The organism is uncultured Algoriphagus sp. (assembly GCF_963974365.1).
GTDB lineage: Bacteria > Bacteroidota > Bacteroidia > Cytophagales > Cyclobacteriaceae > Algoriphagus.
Window position 1 is genome coordinate 251,249 of record NZ_CAXBBX010000009.1, and the last position, 18,919, is coordinate 270,167.

General features: G+C 40.5%; 17 protein-coding genes. 6 read left to right on the forward strand and 11 right to left on the reverse strand.

Features of this window, described 5'->3' with window-relative positions:
- The first annotated feature begins 35 nt into the window (after positions 1-35).
- From AACZ87_RS14030 to trxA, 5 genes are all read left to right on the forward strand, one after another.
- A complete protein-coding gene (locus AACZ87_RS14030; protein ID WP_339868074.1) occupies positions 36-821 on the forward strand; it encodes an isoprenyl transferase in 786 nt (261 codons plus the stop codon).
- A gap of 7 nt (positions 822-828) precedes the next feature.
- The gene (locus AACZ87_RS14035) at positions 829-3,525 is read left to right on the forward strand and encodes a POTRA domain-containing protein (RefSeq protein WP_339868075.1); all 2,697 of its coding nucleotides are present in this window, start codon (positions 829-831) and stop codon (positions 3,523-3,525) included.
- 92 nt (positions 3,526-3,617) lie between these two features.
- Positions 3,618-4,148 carry an OmpH family outer membrane protein gene (locus tag AACZ87_RS14040; protein WP_339868077.1) on the forward strand — a complete coding sequence of 177 codons (531 nt, stop codon included), beginning with the start codon at positions 3,618-3,620 and terminating at the stop codon, positions 4,146-4,148.
- 13 nt (positions 4,149-4,161) lie between these two features.
- The gene (locus AACZ87_RS14045) at positions 4,162-4,707 is read left to right on the forward strand and encodes an OmpH family outer membrane protein (protein ID WP_339868079.1); all 546 of its coding nucleotides are present in this window, start codon (positions 4,162-4,164) and stop codon (positions 4,705-4,707) included.
- Positions 4,708-4,772: 65 nt separating this feature from the next.
- Positions 4,773-5,078: a thioredoxin gene (trxA, locus tag AACZ87_RS14050; RefSeq protein ID WP_339868081.1), complete on the forward strand. Its 306-nt coding sequence runs from the start codon at positions 4,773-4,775 to the stop codon at positions 5,076-5,078.
- Between the two features lie 31 nt (positions 5,079-5,109).
- On the opposite strand, the gene AACZ87_RS14055 is transcribed toward trxA, so the two are convergent.
- The 7 genes from AACZ87_RS14055 to accD all read right to left on the reverse strand — a co-directional run bounded on the left by AACZ87_RS14055 (position 5,110) and on the right by accD (position 12,137).
- Entirely contained in the window at positions 5,110-6,438 is a 1,329-nt protein-coding gene (locus AACZ87_RS14055) for a pseudouridine synthase (protein WP_339868083.1), read from the reverse strand.
- Between the two features lie 216 nt (positions 6,439-6,654).
- Positions 6,655-7,467 carry an N-acetylmuramic acid 6-phosphate etherase gene (murQ, locus tag AACZ87_RS14060; protein WP_339868084.1) on the reverse strand — a complete coding sequence of 271 codons (813 nt, stop codon included), beginning with the start codon at positions 7,465-7,467 and terminating at the stop codon, positions 6,655-6,657.
- Positions 7,468-7,553: 86 nt separating this feature from the next.
- Positions 7,554-8,396: an N-acetylglucosamine kinase gene (locus AACZ87_RS14065; RefSeq protein ID WP_339868085.1), complete on the reverse strand. Its 843-nt coding sequence runs from the start codon at positions 8,394-8,396 to the stop codon at positions 7,554-7,556.
- On the reverse strand, positions 8,397-8,624 hold the full coding sequence (locus tag AACZ87_RS14070) for a cytochrome b5 domain-containing protein (protein WP_339868086.1): 228 nt from the start codon (positions 8,622-8,624) through the stop codon (positions 8,397-8,399).
- Positions 8,624-9,775 carry a formimidoylglutamase gene (locus AACZ87_RS14075; protein WP_283413671.1) on the reverse strand — a complete coding sequence of 384 codons (1,152 nt, stop codon included), beginning with the start codon at positions 9,773-9,775 and terminating at the stop codon, positions 8,624-8,626. Before AACZ87_RS14075 ends, AACZ87_RS14070 begins: the two co-directional genes overlap by 1 nt.
- A gap of 85 nt (positions 9,776-9,860) precedes the next feature.
- A complete protein-coding gene (nqrF, locus tag AACZ87_RS14080; RefSeq protein WP_339868089.1) occupies positions 9,861-11,162 on the reverse strand; it encodes an NADH:ubiquinone reductase (Na(+)-transporting) subunit F in 1,302 nt (433 codons plus the stop codon).
- Between the two features lie 132 nt (positions 11,163-11,294).
- A complete protein-coding gene (gene accD, locus AACZ87_RS14085; protein ID WP_192347777.1) occupies positions 11,295-12,137 on the reverse strand; it encodes an acetyl-CoA carboxylase, carboxyltransferase subunit beta in 843 nt (280 codons plus the stop codon).
- A 226-nt stretch (positions 12,138-12,363) separates the two neighbouring features.
- Here accD and AACZ87_RS14090 point away from each other — a divergent pair, with 226 nt between their 5' ends.
- Positions 12,364-13,998, forward strand: coding sequence for a carbon starvation protein A (locus tag AACZ87_RS14090; RefSeq protein ID WP_339868094.1), 1,635 nt, complete (start codon positions 12,364-12,366; stop codon positions 13,996-13,998).
- Positions 13,999-14,009: 11 nt separating this feature from the next.
- Here the strand turns inward: AACZ87_RS14090 and AACZ87_RS14095 are convergent, their stop codons facing one another.
- From AACZ87_RS14095 to AACZ87_RS14110, 4 genes are all read right to left on the reverse strand, one after another.
- Positions 14,010-15,116, reverse strand: coding sequence for a hypothetical protein (locus AACZ87_RS14095; protein ID WP_339868096.1), 1,107 nt, complete (start codon positions 15,114-15,116; stop codon positions 14,010-14,012).
- Positions 15,117-15,134: 18 nt separating this feature from the next.
- A complete protein-coding gene (locus AACZ87_RS14100; protein ID WP_339868098.1) occupies positions 15,135-16,676 on the reverse strand; it encodes a phosphatase PAP2 family protein in 1,542 nt (513 codons plus the stop codon).
- 113 nt (positions 16,677-16,789) lie between these two features.
- Positions 16,790-17,731, reverse strand: a complete 942-nt coding sequence (locus AACZ87_RS14105; RefSeq protein ID WP_339868100.1) for a transporter — start codon at positions 17,729-17,731, stop codon at positions 16,790-16,792.
- Positions 17,732-17,956: 225 nt separating this feature from the next.
- The gene (locus AACZ87_RS14110) at positions 17,957-18,502 is read right to left on the reverse strand and encodes a hypothetical protein (protein WP_339868101.1); all 546 of its coding nucleotides are present in this window, start codon (positions 18,500-18,502) and stop codon (positions 17,957-17,959) included.
- Between the last annotated feature and the right edge of the window lie 417 nt (positions 18,503-18,919).

Below are 18,919 nucleotides of genomic sequence, written 5' to 3' on the forward strand. Positions count from 1 at the left end.
TAAATCGAGCCCTAGGGCTAATATTTGGAAAAGAAATGGCATTTTTGTACCTCCAAAAAAGTAAGGAACCGGAGACGGCTGGAATGAAGGAAGTATCTGACAGTAATAACATCCCAAAGCATATCGCGATTATCATGGACGGCAATGGACGCTGGGCCACGAAAAAAGGTGCTATGCGTATATTTGGTCATAAAAACGCTACTAAAGCAGTTAGGGAAGCTATAGAAGGAGCTGACAGTCTAGGAGTTAAATACCTGACTTTATTCTCTTTCTCAACGGAGAATTGGTCAAGACCAAAAGCTGAAGTCGATGGATTGATGGAGCTTCTTGTGAAGACTATGTCTGACGAGATTCCGATGCTGATGAATGGCAATTTCAAATTAGAAAGTATTGGGAACGTAGAAAGCCTCCCCAAATCAGCTTACAATACGCTGATGAGGGTAAAGGAAATTACCTCTAAAAATACTGGACTCAAAGTGATCCTGGCGTTAAGCTATAGCGGTCACTGGGAGCTCACCCATGCAGCGAAACACATTGCTCAAAAAGTCTCAGAAGGAAAATTGAATGTGGCCGACATTACAGAAAAAGTAATGGCTGACCATTTGGAAACCGTCAACTATCCTGATCCTGAATTAATGATCAGAACGAGTGGCGAGTACCGAATAAGCAATTTTCTACTTTGGCAATTGGCTTACACAGAGATGTATTTTACACCTGTGCTATGGCCGGATTTTAGAAGAGAGCACCTCTTTGCTGCAGTATCCGATTACCAATCACGGGAAAGGAGATTCGGCAAAACGGGTGAGCAAGTTAAATCTTAAGTAATTAATGAAAAAAAGTTTACTGATTCTGTTTTGTCTAGTTTGGGCAAGTTCAGCAATGGCGCAAATACGTTTGGGCCAAAGTCGCTATGCCTCAAGCAAGCCAATCGATATTTTGGAGCTGAATTACGCTAAGCCCCAAACCTATAGAATCGCAGAAATAAAAGCTGTGGGTCTCACCACCTTAGATGAAATCGCCATACTTTCCCTTTCCGGATTGAAAGTAGATGATAGAATCGAGGTGCCAGGAGATGCTATATCCAATGCGTTGAAAAAGCTTTGGGGCCAAGGAATCATCGGAGATGTCAAAATCTTGGTGACCAAAATTGAAGGCGAAGATATTTCTCTTCTTCTGGATCTTACAGAAAGACCTAGATTCTCACGTGTAGAGTTCAGGGGGATGAACAAAACTCAGGAAAGTGAACTAAAAGACAAAGTAAATATCAGAGGCCGAGTAGTGCGAGATGATGTTCTCAATAATGCCAAAAGAAATATCGAGAAATACTATTTAGACAAAGGCTTCATGAATGCTGATGTGAAAATCAAGCAGGAAAGAGATACTACACTTCCTAATTCTGTGAAATTGATTTTCGATGTGGAGCAAAATTCCAAGGTTAAAATCAATGCAATCGAATTCTACGGCAACGAAGAACTGGATGACACCAAGCTTAAGAAGAAGCTTAAAAAGACCAAAGAATATGCTCGGGTAAGTGTTTTTAAAGATGGCTTCTCACGACTGACTAACGCTAGTGGTGAAGATATTAAAAACACAATTCTTTATACAGACTCTGCTTCTAATCAGGATGTAAAAGATTACATCAACAAGAACTTCAAATTGAATTTCTTCAATGGCTCAAAATACATCCCTAAAGAATACAGGAATGATAAAGATAACGTCATCAATTTCTATCAAAGCAGGGGATATCGCGATGCTAAAATCGTAGCTGACTCAGTATATAACTTTGGTAAAGATGAAATCAACATTGATATCGCTCTGGAAGAAGGCAAAAAGTACTACTACAGAAATATCACTTTTAACGGAAACTTTATCCATCCAGACCCGGTATTACAAGCTAAACTTGGAATTCAAAAAGGTGATGTCTATAACAAAGAACAGCTTGACAAAAGGCTGAATTACGATCCGACAAAAGGTGACGATGTCAGTTCTTTGTATCAAAATGATGGATACTTATTCTTCTCTATTGATCCAGTGGAAGTGAATGTAGCTGGAGATTCAATAGATCTTGAGATGAGAATCTTTGAAGGACCACAAGTCACAGTGAACTCAGTAAACATCAAGGGTAATGAACGTACTTCTGATCACGTAGTCATGCGTGAAATCAGAATTCTCCCAGGACAAAAATTCAACAGAGAACTTCTGGTTCGTACGATCCGTGAACTTTCTACTTTAGGGTATTTTGACCCGGAAAAAATCAATCCAGATCTAAGACCAAATTTCGAAGCAGCAACTGTAGATATTACGTTTGAGCTAGAAGAAAGACCAAATGACCAGATCGAATTGTCCGGCGGTTGGGGTGGATTCTACGGATTCGTAGGTACTGTAGGACTTTCCTTTAACAACTTCTCGATTAAAAACATCAAGGATTTCTCCAAGTGGGATCCCCTTCCTGTAGGAGATGGGCAAAAGCTATCGCTTAGAGTTCAAGCCAATGGCCGTTCATTTCAGAACTACTCAGTATCCTTAACTGAACCATGGTTTGGTGGCAAAAAGCCGAATGCTTTGAGCTTCTCATTCAACCACTCTGTACAGCGACAAGTGGACTTCTACAATCAAGCGAGCTTTGGCGACGAGCTAGGTTTCTTCAAAATCACCGGTGTAACCTTAGGATTAGCCAAGCGTGTGACCTGGCCTGATGATAACTTTAGTATAAGTAATTCCTTACAGTTCCAGGTTTATGAGTTTGACCAATTTGGTACTTCATTTGGATTGAGCTACCCTACCGGTACTTCAAATAGTATTACCTGGAATACCACCATTGCGAGATACAACCTTGACAATCCAACTTATCCAAGATTTGGCTCTAATATAATCTTATCAACTGCTTTCACTCCACCTTATTCTTCTTTGAATAAGAATATAAATGATGAGTCAACTGATCAGGAAAAATATAAGTGGCTTGAATATCACAAGTGGATGTTTGATGCATCTGTTTACACACCATTGTTTGGCTCTACAAAATTAGTAGCAAGCGCAAGGGCACACATGGGCTTCTTAGGGTCTTATAGCCAAAAAATCGGTATAATTCCTTTGGAACGATTTGTAATGGGTGGTGACGGGATGTCTATGAACAACTTCGCCTTGGGGCAGGAGATCATCGGTTTGCGAGGCTATGAAAACCAGTCTATCACACCGGGTAAACTGACCAGAGGTACGGCCAATCCAGAACCATATGGAGGTGTTGTTTACAATAAGTACGTTATGGAAGTGAGATACTTGGTATCTCCAAACCCATCGGCAACCATCTTTTTACTTGGTTTTGCTGAAGCGGGAAACAACTGGGGATCTTACAAAGATTTCAATCCTTATGATTTGAAGAAATCAGCTGGGATGGGAGCTAGAATCTTTATGCCAGCATTTGGTCTATTAGGCATTGACTGGGGCTATGGATTCGATAGAGTTCCTGGGGAGCTTAAACGAAGCGGGTCACAATTCCACTTTACTATAGGACAGCAAATTCGATAAGCATGGAATTAAAGTTGGGAATAGTTAATTTATGCAAAATTTGGCATTCTAAGAATGCTAAAAAATCAAGCTAATGTTAACTTCCCAAACTCATGAATAAATCATTGAAAATTGTATTTTTGCTGCTCTTTGTGCTTCAAGCAGCACCTTTGGCAGCTCAGAAGATAGGTTACATTGATTCGGAATATATTCTAAATAAACATCCAGACTATAAAGTAATCCAACAAGAGCTGGAAAACATCAGCACGGAATGGAAGAAAGAGGCACAAAATTTGGATAAAGAGATCAAAGAACTCACCATGCAGCTAAAGGCAGAGGAAGTTCTTCTCACAGAGGAAATGTATCAGCAACGGCTGGAACAAATAAAATTGAAACAACAAGAATCCCAAGAATTCAATAGTAGAATATTCGGAATAGACGGTCAGTACTTCCAAAAACAAGCAGAACTGATGCAACCGCTACAATCGAAAATATATGATGCTATTGAGCGAATGACAAGAAGAAATAACCTGGCTATGTTATTTGATAAAGCCGCCGAACCCTCGGCAATTATCTATACAGATCCCAGACATGATTATTCTGAATTCGTCTTGGAGGAATTGGGAATAGAAGATAATAAATAAATAGAACACAGAAATGATGAAAGTAAAAGTTATCCTTTCCGCAGTAGCCTTGCTTTGCGTAGGATTTGCAGCTCAGGCTCAAGAAGTAAAAATTGGTTACACCAATGTGGAATTTATCATGGATTTGATGCCAGAGATGGAGCAAATAGCTGCTGATATCAAAGACTATGAGACACAACTTCAGACTACCATGCAATTAAAAGCTGAAGATTTTCAGCGTCAAGTACAAACTTACCAACAAGCTGCTCAGACAATGACTGAGGAAGCTAGAGCCGCTAAGGAAAAAGAATTGACAGACCTTCAAGGTACTTTACAAAAAATGGAATCTGATACCCAAATCAGCTACCAAAGAAAACTAGGTGAACTTCTTTCACCTGTTCAGACTAAAGTAATCAATGCGATCAATTCTGTAGCAGCCGAAAATAATTACACGCATATCTTTGCTGAGTCAGCTGGACAAGCCCCTATCCTTCTTTACACTAAAGAAGAAGATAAGTTCACTGAGCTAGTATTGACTAAATTGGGTATTGAAATGCCAGCTGCTCCAGCAGCCAATTAATTAACCACTAGTAACTAGAAGCCGCTAACTCGATCTCGAATTAGCGGCTTCTTTGTTTTCCAGCTATGCCAAAAAAGAATCCCAAAGATATCATTAGTAGGAGTCAAGATGCAGTCCTAGTAGATTTCTATGCAGACTGGTGCGGACCCTGCCAGACAATGGATCCTATCATTCACGAAGTATTAACAGAATTGGGAGGAAAAATTAAGTTGCTGAAAATCAATATTGATAAAAGCCCACAATTGGCTCAACAGTTCGCAGTGCGCTCCATCCCTAATTACATACTTTTCAAAAAAGGGAAAATCCTATGGAGAAAGGGAGGACTGATTACTAAAAGGGATTTGAAGCAAGCATTGAAAGGTTTTACATAAAAAAAGCTCCCGATTTGGGAGCTTTTTTCGCTTATATGAAGAACTTTAATCGAATCACTTCTTGCTCAGAAAGGAATCGATAATGTCCTCGTTTCAAATCTTTTTTATCCAAGCCTGCATAGACTACTCGATCCAGCGCAGTAACTTCATAGCCCAAGTGGGCAAAGATCCTACGGACAATTCTATTTCTACCAACGTGGATCTCCAAACCTAGAATCGTACGATCCAAGGATAAAACTTGCATATCATCTACCTCTACTTTGCCATCTTCAAGTGTTAAACCTTCGATAATTGCCTCTTCGTCTTTCTTAGTAAGTGGCTTATCCAAAGTCACCTGATAAATCTTTTTGATCTCATTGGAAGGATGGGAAAGCTTAGCCGCTAATTCGCCATCATTAGTGAATAACAAAAGCCCAGTCGTATTTCTATCCAATCTACCAACAGGAAAAATACGCTCTTCACAGGCATTTCCTACTAGGTTCATTACTGTCTTCCGATCCATAGGATCATCCGTCGTAGTGATAAAATCCTTTGGCTTATTCAGCAACACATAAGTAGGCTTCTCAGGATTGATCTTTCTTCCTTGATAAACTACACGGTCAGTTTTCTTCACTTTACGACCTAGCTCAGTACATACCTCACCGTTCAGTGTAACGAGACCTTGACTAATCAAAGAATCTGCTTCTCTCCTACTGCAAATACCAGAATTAGCGATGTATTTATTTAGGCGAATAAGGTTGTCCTCATTCTCCAACTTCTTCTTTTTCTGAGGAAGAGAGTCAAAGTTGTAATCCGGACGCTCTACGTTGGTATCCTGATCTACAAAACGCTTCTTACCGAAACCCTTGTTCTCTTTCTTATCAGACTTGTAGGTCGGTCTTCCAGCTGCAAAAACTGGCTTTTGGTCCTTTCCCCGACCTTTGTAGATAAGTCCTTCTGGTTTTTCAGAAGATTGCGTCTTACCTCCTTTAGAATCTCTATTGTATGGCTTTGGCCGATCGGCTTCTTCTTTTTTGGCGAAAAATTGCTTCTTGCCAGCACCAAAATCTTTCTTTTCAGTAAAGTCAGCACCTTGGTCTTTCTTAGGTCCAAAATTCGATTTAGAACCAAATTTTTTCTCGCCTAAGGTTTTAAACCCTGATTTTTTATTTGTTCTTGGCTTTTTATTGAAATCAGAAAAGTCATCTTCACTAGTGCTGAAGGGCTTCTTTGCTGAGCCAGACTTAGAAAATCCAGAATCTTTGGATTTATTGAATCCTTGTGATTTCCCTTTGTATCCACCTCTTTGGCCAGAATTGGAAGAGCTGGAATCTTTTTTTCCTTCGCCGAAAAACGGCTTTTTCGAATTGTTATCTCTCATAGATTTGCAGCATCACTGCTGGATTGATTGTGTGTGATTAAGCGATTGGTTTTCAATCCCTTAATCGGGCTGCAAAGATACAGCCTCTTTTGAGATATCTAATCATTGCATTCAAAAATATTCCTAATTCATAAACCTTCCAGGTTTCTATAAAAGACTAAGGAATCCATAATTCATCACTACTCCATCATGTAAACCTGGAAGGTTTTCTGAAATCTAGTTCAGATGCTTATAAAAATACTCAGTCGCTTTTCTCACTGACCCTTCACTAAGCAATAGTTTGTGAGCTGTTTCCTCTTCTAATCCTGTAGCTTCCATGATCATTTTGGTTCCACGCTGTACCAGTTTAGCATTGGAAAGCTGCATATCCACCATTTTATTTCCTTTCACTTTCCCTAGCTTAATCATCACAGTAGTGGAAATCATATTGAGAATCAACTTCTGCGCGGTGCCTGATTTCATTCGTGTGCTCCCTGTGATAAATTCTGGACCCACCACTGCTTCTATGGGGTGCTCTACTTCTTTTGAAAGCGGTGAATCCGGATTACAGGTAATACTCCCTGTCAAAAGACCTTTCTCCCGTGCTATTTTTACCCCACCAATTACATAAGGAGTTGTACCAGACGCAGCTATTCCGATCACCGTATCATTTTCGTTAAAGCCGTATTCCAGAATATCATTCCAAGCCTGATCCGCATCATCTTCCGCATTTTCCACAGCTTTCCTGATTGCTTTATCTCCTCCCGCAATAAGTCCTAATACCATATCGAATGGCACACCATAGGTTGGCGGACACTCTGATGCATCCAAAACACCCAGCCTACCACTGGTCCCAGCCCCTATATAAATCAATCTTCCGCCTTTCTCCATCCTAGGCACAATCTGCTCAATCAATCCATTAATATTCGGAATAACTTTCTCAACAGCAAGGGCTACTTTTTTATCTTCTCGGTTAATATTTTGAAGAATAGAAATGACATCCATCTGTTCAAGATTGTCATATAGAGAAGTACTTTCAGTTACCTTCATGTGTATATAATTTGACTTTTAAGGCCACATGGAATCTTCGCATGAATTAATCACCACAATGTGTGAGGCTTGTGTCATGCTCGATTTCATAAGTTCTCTTGGTGGTAAAGTGTCAAGCCAGCTATGGGGCTTTCAATGATTAAATTTACATTTATCTGCACATCTGAGGCAGCTTTACGAAGGATATCACTGTTATAATAGGCTATAGAACCCACGAAATTCACTGGCTTTTCCCTGTAATCCTTATACTTCATCACATGTTGTTTGAAGAAATCCTGAAAGGAATTGTAATAGAGCATATAGCAATAGGGATTGGATTTATGCTCAGTGATAAACCTGCAAAAGCTGGCCATGTATCGATTAGGAAATGGCTTTTGATAAACGTGTTCCTGAATCACAGTATTTGTAAGATGAAAGTTTTCTACCAGCTCTTTTTTGATTTCAGTTGGCATTTCATCATTGATAAAATCCTTTAGAAGTTTTCTTCCTACATAGCCTCCTCCTCCTTCATCACCGAAGATGTAGCCTGGTGCTGGACGAGAGGCAACTATTTGAACACCATCGTAGTCACAGCTGTTTGAACCAGTACCCAAAATACAAGCTATCCCAGCCAGGTGACCACATGTGGACCTAGCAGCTGCAGCAAGATCATGATCAATACTAATTTTAGCAGTTGGAAAAACTGTCTTTAGTGCTGATGAAACTTCATTCTTCCTATCAGGACTCGAGCAGCCAGCTCCATAGAAATAAATTTCCTTTATTTCAGATTCCAGATTAACCAGAAAGTCATCTTTCATTTGAATACCTATCTCTTCGGAGGTTTGATAATAGGGGTTAAAACCTATTCCTCGATGCTGACTAATTTTATGGTCAGAATGAATAACTCTCCAGTCCGTCTTGCTGGATCCACTATCTGCGATTAAAATCATTTATGCTAATTGCCCAATGGCTTCAAATTTCTCAAATACTTTTTCTGTATGGGGTGCATCTGGCAATTCCTCAGTCAAATCCTGCCCTGCCCAATGCTCGTAATGCATGCCTTTCTTCCAAAGTCTAGAACTACTCACATCATAAATCACACCTTGATAAGCAACCCAAATTTCAGGTTTATCCTGCCCATTTCGAAGCGCTAATTGTTGCTTAGTGTAGGTCTTCATCAAAGCAACTTGATTTGAGCATTGATCCAACGCTCAGGTATTTCTCCCTTTTGAGCCATCTGATAGTCCGCATAGCTACAAGGAACTGTACTCACTCGGTCAAATTTCTCTGTTTCATTATGTGGAATCTCCATCCACCATTTACCGCTTCGCTTACTTTTGTAGAAAACCAAGGTATTCGGTTTGGTATCAAGAGAAACGGTATATTTTGTATAATCACTGCTTTTAAAAGAAAGGCTATCCTTGCGCGAGTAAAACCCTTCTAAGAAATACCAAATCATAACAGAAACCACCTTGGCTGTCTTATTTGCAGCATCATCATAATATGGTTCGTAACCATATATTCCGATGGAACTTAGCTTTTCATTTGTCCCCGCAAACCAGCAAATCTGACACGCTTCTTCGGCTGTCAATCCAAATGGCTCAGCATTTACCGCTCCTGGAGCATCTGCAGACTGAATAGCACACAAATCAAAACTCAGCAAATCTGCATTTCGAATCAAAGGCTCAACTTCTTTGAACTCACTTCTTAATTCTCCCAAGCGCACGTGCTCGAAATACAACTTTTCCACCACATTGATCAGCGATGGATCTACTAGAAAGCTTTGGTAAGCAAGATGGGCAGATGAAAAAAGAAAATTAGGCTGGTGAAGAATGATCTCCTGTGTATGTTGATCCGCAAGTGGACCATCTTCTTCCATGTCTAGTTTGGCATCTACAGTTAACAGACTGACCAGCTTTTTCATTTTTTGGTAGGACAAATACTGCCCGTAGTCCAGATCGTGCGAACCTCCAAAGTAAATTGGCAGAATCTGATGTTTCATCAAGTAATCTCCTACCTCCTGCATTCGTTGATACGTGTCACTCAATTTCTCTCCTGAAATCAAATCTCCTAAATCAGCTACTCTATATGCCCCAAAGCCTTTTTTCAGCTCATAAAGTTTCTCACGAATCTCACTACTACCTCTATCCGCACTTTCCACTTTGCCCAAACCTCGATTTTCTTTGATTCCGACTAAAGCTATTTGTACACCTTTGAGATCAGGAAATTCCTCTCCGAAAAAATGGATTTGCTTAAAGAATGAATTGTTTTGATACTTCTTCTGCCAAAGGTATTCGGCTACTGGGTCAAAATAAGATTGGATATTCATAAAGGGGTGATAGTCTAAGGTAAAAATAATCAAAAATGGTTCTTAAATAAAAAATCCCGCCGAAGCGGGATCTTTTGTTTTTTGATTAACCTCCGAAGTCGTCAAATCGGATGTTCTCCTGAGGAATTCCCAGATCATCTAGCAATTTCAACACTGCTGAGTTCATCAAAGGAGGGCCACATAGGTAATATTCTACCTCATCTGGCTCAGGGTGATTCTTCAGGTAATTATCATATAATACTTGGTGAATGAAACCAACGTAACCGTCGCCTTCATCTTCCGGAGTTTTCTTGATTTTCCAATTGTCTTCCGGAAGTGGCTCCGATAGACCAATGTTGAATTGGAAGTTAGGGAAGTCTTTCTCGATGTCTCTGAATTGAGGTACATAGAAAAGCTCTTTTTTAGATCTACCACCGTACCAGTAAGAAACTTTTCTGCTGGTCTTTTCAGTATGGAAAAGGTGGAAAATCTGTGCTCTCAATGGAGCCATACCTGCACCACCACCGATGTAAACCATCTCACGTTGGGTAGGATTAATATGGAATTCACCGTAAGGTCCAGAGATAGTTACTTTATCACCAGGAACTCTAGAGAATACATAAGAAGAACAAACACCAGGATTCACATCCATCCATTTGTTATTCGCTCTATCCCAAGGTGGAGTAGCTATACGAATGGTAAGCATCACGATGTTACCTTCAGCTGGGTGATTCGCCATAGAGTAAGCTCTGAATAACTCCTCATCATTCTTCATGGTCAAATCCCAAAGGCCGAACTTATCCCAATCGCTTTGGTAAACGTCTGCTGGGTGACCTAGATCAGGATGCGGAGTGATATCCATTCCTTTGAAGTTCACTGTGATTACAGGAACGTCAATCTGAATGTATCCACCAGCTTCAAACTCAAGAGTTTCTCCTTCAGGGAGTTTCACTTTGAATTCTTTGATGAAGGTAGAAACGTTGTAGTTAGAGATAACCTCACACTCCCACTTCTTAATACCAAAGATCTCCTCAGGAACGCGGATCTTCATGTCATTTTTCACTTTCACCTGACACGCGAGGCGGACGTTACTTTGCTGCTCAGCTCTGCTCAAGTGACCGACTTCGGTAGGAAGAACTTCTCCACCACCTTCTTCGACCACGCATTTACACATAGCGCAAGTTCCGCCACCACCGCAAGCGGATGGAAGGAAGATTTTTTGTCCTCCAAGAGTAGAAAGCAGGGTTGTACCAGCTGCAGTCACGATTGGAGAACTAGTGTCACCATTAATTACAATGTTGACATCCCCTGAGTTGACCAGTTTTGACTGGGCAAAAAGGAGAATAAATACCAGTAGCAATATGATTACTGTAAAAGCTACAATGGATGTGATAATTACTGAACCCATGAAATTTTGGTTTAATTTTTCTTATGGATTGGCCCAATACGGGAGCACAAATATATTTATTAATCACTAAAAGAGACCAAATCGCAGTTCAAATTTGGCCGGAATAATGAAATCCTTTTAATAGTAACTCTTTTAGTTATTTAAAAGGTTTAGCAAGGTGGTCAATCGGCCTTTCAACTGGCGACGATCAACAATGAAATCCAAGAATCCATGCTCCAAAACGAACTCAGAACTTTGGAAACCTTTCGGCAAATCCTTACCAATTGTCTCACGAATTACTCTAGGGCCGGCAAAACCAATTAATGCCTCTGGCTCAGCGATGTTGAAATCGCCCAGCATTGCATAAGAAGCAGTGACTCCACCAGTGGTAGGATCCGTAAGCATAGAAATGTAAGGAATCCCTGCTTGATCTAACAACGCAAGCTTGGCAGATGTTTTCGCCATTTGCATTAAAGAGAAGCCAGCTTCCATCATTCGTGCTCCACCCGACTTGGAAATCATCAAGAATGGGATTTTATTCTTTAGGGAGTGATCAATAGCACGGGCAATTTTCTCACCTACTACAGACCCCATGGATCCTCCGATGAAATTAAAGTCCATACAAGCAATAACGATGTCCAATCCATTCATTTTACCCACAGCGGATCTCACAGCGTCGTTCAACTCTGTTTTCTTGATCGTAGCTTCTATTCGGGAAACGTAGGGTTTGGTATCTGTGAATTTCAAAGGATCACCTGAGGTCATATTAGCATCAAGTTCCTTGAATTTATTGTTGTCAAAAAGAATTTCGAAATATTCCTTCGAACCAATTTTCACATGAAAATCATCATCTGGGCATACATAAGCGTTGTTCTTGAGCTCTCGGGTATGAATGATATTTCCGTTGGGGGTCTTAAACCAAAGGCCATCAGGTGCATCTTTCTTCTCAGCTGTAGATGTTTTGATGCCTTTGTCAGTTCTTTTAAACCAAGCCATATTGAGTTTTTAGGTTGTTTTTGACGAGTCAAAGGTTACAAATTTAGTCGTTAAATCCCGTAAATAAAACCTCCTTGAAAATTGCTTAGGATTTCCGCTTTTTAAAGGAAAACGAAGCCCTATTGAAAATCGCTTTTTCAATGATTAATATTTACCTTATTTTGAATTCAAATACTAATGAGTAAGTTTTTCATTGAAGAACATACATTTACCCAAATAATGACACATGAACCTTGCCGTTCTTCTCCTCAGTTCCGCAGTGATATTATTTATAGCCTACAAGGTTTATGGAAGGTATGTGTACCGGAAATTCGGTTTAAATGATAAAAATCCAGCGCCTTCCCACACCCATCGAGATGGCGTAGACTATGAGCCAAGCAAGCCAATTGTGGTTTTAGGACATCATTTTGCTTCGATTGCTGGAGCCGGACCAATCGTAGGACCGATCATCGCAGTGACCTTTGGATGGATTCCTGCGGTCATTTGGATCTTAGTTGGAGGAATATTTTTCGGCGCTGTGCATGATTTGGGAAGTATGGCTACCTCGCTGAAAACAGAAGGAAAATCAATCGGAGTAATCATCCGAAATCAAATTGGGATGAAAGGAAAACAGCTATTCGTTATCTTCAGTTTTTCAACTCTAATCCTAGTAATCGGTGTTTTCGCAGATATTATCGCCAAGACCTTCGTCACCAATCCTGGCGTAGCTTCAGCTTCCATTCTCTTTATTTTATTGGCAGTTGGTTTCGGAATTGTGAATAAAATAATAGGAGATCGGAAAACCGCATTTATTATCATTACAGTTATAGGTGTGATCTTGATGTACTTCTTTGTGTACCTGGGGATGAAACTTCCTTTCGTGCTGGATTACAAGATCTGGGTTTTGGCGCTTTTGGCTTATGCATTTCTAGCTTCGGTGACTCCTGTCGGCATGCTTCTTCAGCCACGTGATTACCTCAATAGCTTTTTGCTCTATGGATTAATTATCGCCGCTGTTCTCGGTGTATTCATTGCCAATCCTGCTATCGAAATGAGTAATGAGATCCACGTTTCTGATGAAAATCTCGGTTATATTTTCCCAGTACTTTTTGTGACGATCGCCTGTGGAGCAATCAGTGGATTCCACTCTCTCGTGGCTTCAGGCACAACTTCCAAACAATTAAATAAGGAGTCTGATGCTAAATTAGTGGGATTCGGAGGCATGCTAATTGAATCTTTCTTGGCAATTATTTCCGTTGGAGCAGTTGTGATTTTGTCCAGATCAGAATATGCAGCAAGACTTACAGGCGAAGGTCCTGTCGCACTTTTCTCCACTGGACTAGGTGGAATGATCGCAACTTTGGGAATTTCAGAAGAGTTTGCGGTTGGTTTTGTCGCATTGACCGTATCAGCTTTCGCACTTACCACCTTAGATACTTGCACTCGATTGGCAAGATTTACTTTGCAGGAATACTTCGAAGATGTACCTCAGGCAGCAGGTCAGTTTTTGGCTAAAAATCGATACGTCTCTACGGGAATCGTTGTTATTTTCTCAATCCTCTTATTGTTGTCTGGTGAATTCACTACACTTTGGCCAATCTTCGGTTCAGCCAATCAACTCCTTGCAGCTCTTGCGCTATTGACTATAGCTGTCTGGCTCATTAAGAAAAAAATCAATGCGCTCTTTGTTACGATTCCCATGTTTTTCATGTTCACGGTAACCCTTTCTTCCTTAGGGCTTTTTGCCTGGAAAAATTTCCAAGACGAAGTGTATGTACTTTCTATCATCGCGGCACTTCTCTTCGTTTTGGCAATCTCCTTAATGGTTTTAGCTACCAAAAGCTTAAAAAAAGAAGTCAAAGAACCTGCAAAGGCTCTTTGACTTTCTGAATATTATAGTGAGTTAAAAACCTCTTTAACTTTCTTAGGAATTCTCACGGCTACAGTGAAATTGATCAGGTAATCTGCAAATGCCGCATCGCCATGAACCTCATTATCTGGAGTAGAGTTTTCAATATCTGTTACACTTTGGGTTCTATTTCGGAATAAAGCTATCGGCACATTCAGCGTACCGGTCACATTGCCTAGCATATAGCTCACTCCAGGCTCTACTGAAATAATATAGCCAGGTCTTCTAAAACCTTCACTGCCTCCAAAAGCATCATGGACAGGAATTCCTTCAATTCTTCCTCCCAGTGACGCTCCCAGACCATGAATTTTTTCAAAGGAATGGAAAACACCAGTCCTAAGTGCGAACTGATCTGGAACACTCATTATTGCTTCATTTGGTCGGCTTCGATTGGTAGGAGTTCCATTGGTTTCCTTAGGATTGAACATATAAAACCCATCGTAGTACCAGAAGTTAGTGCTCCCGATATTCCAAAGCCCCTGAAAATCCACAATCAAACCAGTGCCACCATCACCTAGTTGGATCGACTGATCCACAGTCATCTCGGTAGGTGTGCTTTCAGGACCTCTATAGAATGTACTTGTAGCTGCAAAATCTCCAGTTGGGAATTTGATTCCAAGGCCAATAGCAGTATTGCCCTTCTGAGCTTTTTCGCCAGAAAGCAACCAGTAACCCGCACCGATCCTCATATCACCCAAACCTTTGGAATAGGATGTATGTCTTTCGGTTCTATTGTGCTCATAGAGCGAGCTCCTCTCGTTGTATTGCAATGGCAAGGAAACAATCCCATACAATCGTTCTGTAAATGCATAGCTGACATTGATATCCAAACCATGCTGTTTATTGATCACTTCGGTATGATCAGTCAGACGATTGTGCTCTTCTTCCGTCCCACGAAAATGCCTGAACGATTTGAAATAGCGGTAATTGGCACTGACGTTCCACTCACCTTTATTGAGGATATTTCCTTGACCGACAGCATTTCCGAGTCCAGAAAACTGACGAATAGCAACGCATCCTTGTGCACTTGCATTTAAATAGGCTAAAGTCAGCGCGACCGTAGCTATTAGTATTTTGGTATATTTTTGCATGAGCTTATTGTCTAATAGTTAATTATCTGCACCATCTTTTTTAGCGGCCTCTATTGTGTAAAGGGCAACATTTCTACCTTGAGTCGTTCCAACTGTGGCATCGAATGTCCAGTGAATCCCACCATATACTCTAGATATAGCGGCTTCTTCCGCCCAATCCTGAAAAACTGTACCTTCTTGCGGAAATAGGTAAGTCAAAACTTCAGCTGCAGCAGCCGAGAACACAGAATGTCCCGAAGTGTAGCTTGGGAAATTTGGAGTACCTGCAATGGTCTCGAAATCCTTAATCATCTGAATAGGCCGTGGATAATAATAATAATACTTCGCATCCCAACAGCTAATTCCTCCATCCATAATCGCCATATTCATGTAGGCAAAAGCACGGGCTGTACGAATAGAATTCAGTTTATATTTCAGAATATACTCCCCGGCTATATCATTCCAGTGTCCCGGAGGCGTGTAAGTCCCAAGACCGTCTTGCCAGAAATTGGCAATTCTTCTATGCTCCTGAGTCATATTATCTGCATAATCTTTCAAAATCTTAATATCTTTCTCAAAGACATCCGAGCCAGGAGCCGGTGGAACCGGAGGTCTAGTATCTTCGACTTTAGTCACGTTCCACATCTTTACTTGTCCGAACAATGGTGTCAATCCTACCGGGCGAACTGGACTTTCCAGATTTTCCCACTGCCATCCAAATCGGTCAAATGCAACCTTTCTCAAGGAATCAGATACAGCTTTTGGTGACTGAGCGTATTTCATTCCATCATTTGCAGCTCTAGCTAGCGCAATTGCTGCTATCTCCTCTCCGATTTTCTTACCAGCATCTATGTCACTCGGAACATTTTCTCCCGCCAAAATCAAGCTTTCCAAATGCTGTTCCTCTAGCTCTTTCAAATAGTCTGCCTCCAAAGGAAACATGGCAGTTAAAACTTTTCTGGACACAGTTGCCAAAACTGCCCCTTCTGAGGGATAGGAAGGCAGATCATTGGATACATAAGCATGGGGAATGTCGGTGTCAACTACGTAAGGTGCTGGTCTTTGATATTGGAACTTGTAGTGCCATGCTGAAATCATCCCGTCATATTGTGCCACAGATAGGTAAGCCAAAGCCCTACTCGCGTATGGAGGGTGGGAAAAGGGAAATACCGGTGGGCCAGCTGGATTAGCGGGATTTGGCAAAGTGTAAGACTCATCTACATTCGGCCCTGGAATCAAGTTGTATTTAGCTATCAACCCAAGAGCTACTTCATTCCATCGAAGCACTGCATTGTTAGTCCAGTGATTTACATTTCTCTTTTGATCGGCTGACATCGAAGCTATTGTCGATTTCACGGCTGCTACTTCTGCCAAAAACTCTGCGGAATTCTCAGCTTGCGGTGCATCTATGGAGAGATCACTTCCAGCGGAAATTAAGATTGGTTTCCATGATCCTGCATCTTGATCTATCCCAGAAAACTCATAGCTCTCATATGCAAGCTCTGTTTCCAAATCCATGGTGCAGCTGGTCACTGTGACAGCTACAGCAAGTAATACTATTGGTAGTCGAAGTATATTCATGTGTTTATAATTGATTTTTATTGGTCACCCCAAACAGTCGGGGCGGGCTATGGAATCTCGCATGGAAGGCATTAATTACTAATATCCCATTTGACATGCTCGATTTCATATGTTCAATTTTTGGGAGTAAAAAGACCGAATTGATAAGTAATTCCAGCACTGATCGCTGTCATCTCAGGAGCATTTCTACCGTGGATCACACGCGAGTAAGACGCTACTACACCCAATCCTTTTGGCTTTTTGAAAAAGTATTGTGCGAAAGCTCCTACCCGATCCATATTCACTTTATTGGTAGGCTGAGGCGCATTGTATGCCCGGATATCATCACCCGAAGTCGATATGGAAGAGTTATAGTTCAATTCCACTCGTAAAGATTTATCCATAAACCATTTACCTAGAACTGCTTCATAGGTCCAGGCACTTGGTACATCCATCCAAGCAGTGTAGTAACTTCCTTCGTTATAATAGTACTCACGCTCAGCTTCGGTATATCCTTTCCAAGTATATCCACCATTTCCTCTGAGATAGAAACCATTGTTCCATTCATATTCTACCAAAGCTCTCCAAGCAATCTGGGGAGCTCCAATTCCTAAACTATAGGGCTGATAATCGGACAAATAGTTGGAAACTGGTGTAGAAAACAGTACAGAGCCAAAGGCAGTCCATTCTCCTTTTTTACCTTCTCGGCGAAAAGCTTCGTATTTCAATCCAAGACTTAAATCTTGGATTCCATCCGTTCCGGCGAATTTCCCACCGTTCGGGGTAGTCGAATTCGTGCTGACATAAGGAAGACCTACATAGGCATCCAACTTCTTTGTGATTCCGTAAGCTGCCATGACCAATGTAGTTCTGCGCTGTACTTTTGCAATTGTTCCATTTTTGCGGAGAGTTTCACCCTCCCAATAGTGATCAAACTGCCCATACTCGTAGTTGAGCAGAAAGCATATGTCACCTTTTGGCATCATCAACCCGTCTGTAGGGGTTTGCGCCACAGTTATATAGGACAATCCTAATCCTCCAAAAAGGAGAATCAGCGTCCTGAAGTAGTTTTTCATCTGTTTAAATTTTAATTATCAAAGGCCGCATTGAGTCTCGAATATATTTTATACTCCTCATTGTAAGGAGATTAAATAATACTCGATTGCTTGGAAAGCTTTTGATTCAGTGATTGATTGAATTGCCACCTTCTAACCTATCCGGCCAAAAGCAGCATACAGATTCATCTTTCCCAAAAGGTTAAACCCTTTAGAAACAAGATGAAATCAGAACTGAAAATAGAATCATGAAACCTGAGGAGGGGGTGAAAAAATCCCTTTTTCGGGATTGAGGTAGATGTGAGTAAAAAAAATCAAACCAGAATTAATTGTGACTTTAGCGTATGCTTCAAAAAAGAATGGGGCAGACTGTATATAATCCTTGACAAATAACTTCATAGAAGTCGTTCCATCGAAGTCTTGAGGTAGTTCATCTTCTGTAAGGAAAGAAATCCATTTCTTAACTGTATTATCCAATACTCCTCTAGCGGTATCCTGCACTACTATAATCTGTAGCGTGTCATTTTGATAACGTTGTTTGATTGCCCTAAAGAATTGACCATCCTTTTCAAAAGATGTATTTATAGGCTTAAATTCTTCCTGATTAGCCATATAAGGCGCCGAAAGCGGTATTTCAATTAAAGTCTCTTCAACATCAATTGATTTTTCACTATAAATAATTTGCTCCCACTTATTTTCCAGATGCTGATCAAAAGAAAAATACAATGCATAGTAGCCGAAATGGTACATGGCAAAACATGCTAAGAGAGCTATGGAAAGGAATTGTTTCAATTCTGGGTTTATTACAATTCTAAAAGTATAAATATTCAATTTATAATCACCAATTCAAATCGAAAAATTGCAGGAAATATTTTATTGATTATTACTAACTCAAAATTATAAATTACATATCCCAACTATTCAATATAATACTCCATTAATAATAAAATACCCCCAACAAACAACGCTGCCGTCCCATAAATTTTTATGACTTTAATACGATTCATTCTGTCCAAAAACCATAAAACATAAACTGGTCTTACCAAACCAGCTATTAGACTGATTACAGAGAAGTAAAATAGAAACCAAGTCAAAATCTGGACAGCTTTCATCATGAGGTAAAACTAAAAAAGGAACAGCAATGCTGTTCCTTTCCGACACTATCCCGAAAAGTGTGTAAATGAATTTTAAGGTTGGTTAGAATTTTAG

What these genes read in the sequence shown, in the direction of transcription:
- AACZ87_RS14030 (WP_339868074.1), top strand. Translation starts at nt 36, where the DNA reads ATGGCATTTTTGTACCTCCAAAAAAGTAAGGAACCGGAGACGGCTGGA.
- AACZ87_RS14035 (WP_339868075.1), top strand. Translation starts at nt 829, where the DNA reads ATGAAAAAAAGTTTACTGATTCTGTTTTGTCTAGTTTGGGCAAGTTCA.
- AACZ87_RS14040 (WP_339868077.1), top strand. Translation starts at nt 3,618, where the DNA reads ATGAATAAATCATTGAAAATTGTATTTTTGCTGCTCTTTGTGCTTCAA.
- AACZ87_RS14045 (WP_339868079.1), top strand. Translation starts at nt 4,162, where the DNA reads ATGATGAAAGTAAAAGTTATCCTTTCCGCAGTAGCCTTGCTTTGCGTA.
- trxA (WP_339868081.1), top strand. Translation starts at nt 4,773, where the DNA reads ATGCCAAAAAAGAATCCCAAAGATATCATTAGTAGGAGTCAAGATGCA.
- AACZ87_RS14055 (WP_339868083.1), bottom strand. Translation starts at nt 6,438, where the DNA reads ATGAGAGATAACAATTCGAAAAAGCCGTTTTTCGGCGAAGGAAAAAAA.
- murQ (WP_339868084.1), bottom strand. Translation starts at nt 7,467, where the DNA reads ATGAAGGTAACTGAAAGTACTTCTCTATATGACAATCTTGAACAGATG.
- AACZ87_RS14065 (WP_339868085.1), bottom strand. Translation starts at nt 8,396, where the DNA reads ATGATTTTAATCGCAGATAGTGGATCCAGCAAGACGGACTGGAGAGTT.
- AACZ87_RS14070 (WP_339868086.1), bottom strand. Translation starts at nt 8,624, where the DNA reads ATGAAGACCTACACTAAGCAACAATTAGCGCTTCGAAATGGGCAGGAT.
- AACZ87_RS14075 (WP_283413671.1), bottom strand. Translation starts at nt 9,775, where the DNA reads ATGAATATCCAATCTTATTTTGACCCAGTAGCCGAATACCTTTGGCAG.
- nqrF (WP_339868089.1), bottom strand. Translation starts at nt 11,162, where the DNA reads ATGGGTTCAGTAATTATCACATCCATTGTAGCTTTTACAGTAATCATA.
- accD (WP_192347777.1), bottom strand. Translation starts at nt 12,137, where the DNA reads ATGGCTTGGTTTAAAAGAACTGACAAAGGCATCAAAACATCTACAGCT.
- AACZ87_RS14090 (WP_339868094.1), top strand. Translation starts at nt 12,364, where the DNA reads ATGAACCTTGCCGTTCTTCTCCTCAGTTCCGCAGTGATATTATTTATA.
- AACZ87_RS14095 (WP_339868096.1), bottom strand. Translation starts at nt 15,116, where the DNA reads ATGCAAAAATATACCAAAATACTAATAGCTACGGTCGCGCTGACTTTA.
- AACZ87_RS14100 (WP_339868098.1), bottom strand. Translation starts at nt 16,676, where the DNA reads ATGAATATACTTCGACTACCAATAGTATTACTTGCTGTAGCTGTCACA.
- AACZ87_RS14105 (WP_339868100.1), bottom strand. Translation starts at nt 17,731, where the DNA reads ATGAAAAACTACTTCAGGACGCTGATTCTCCTTTTTGGAGGATTAGGA.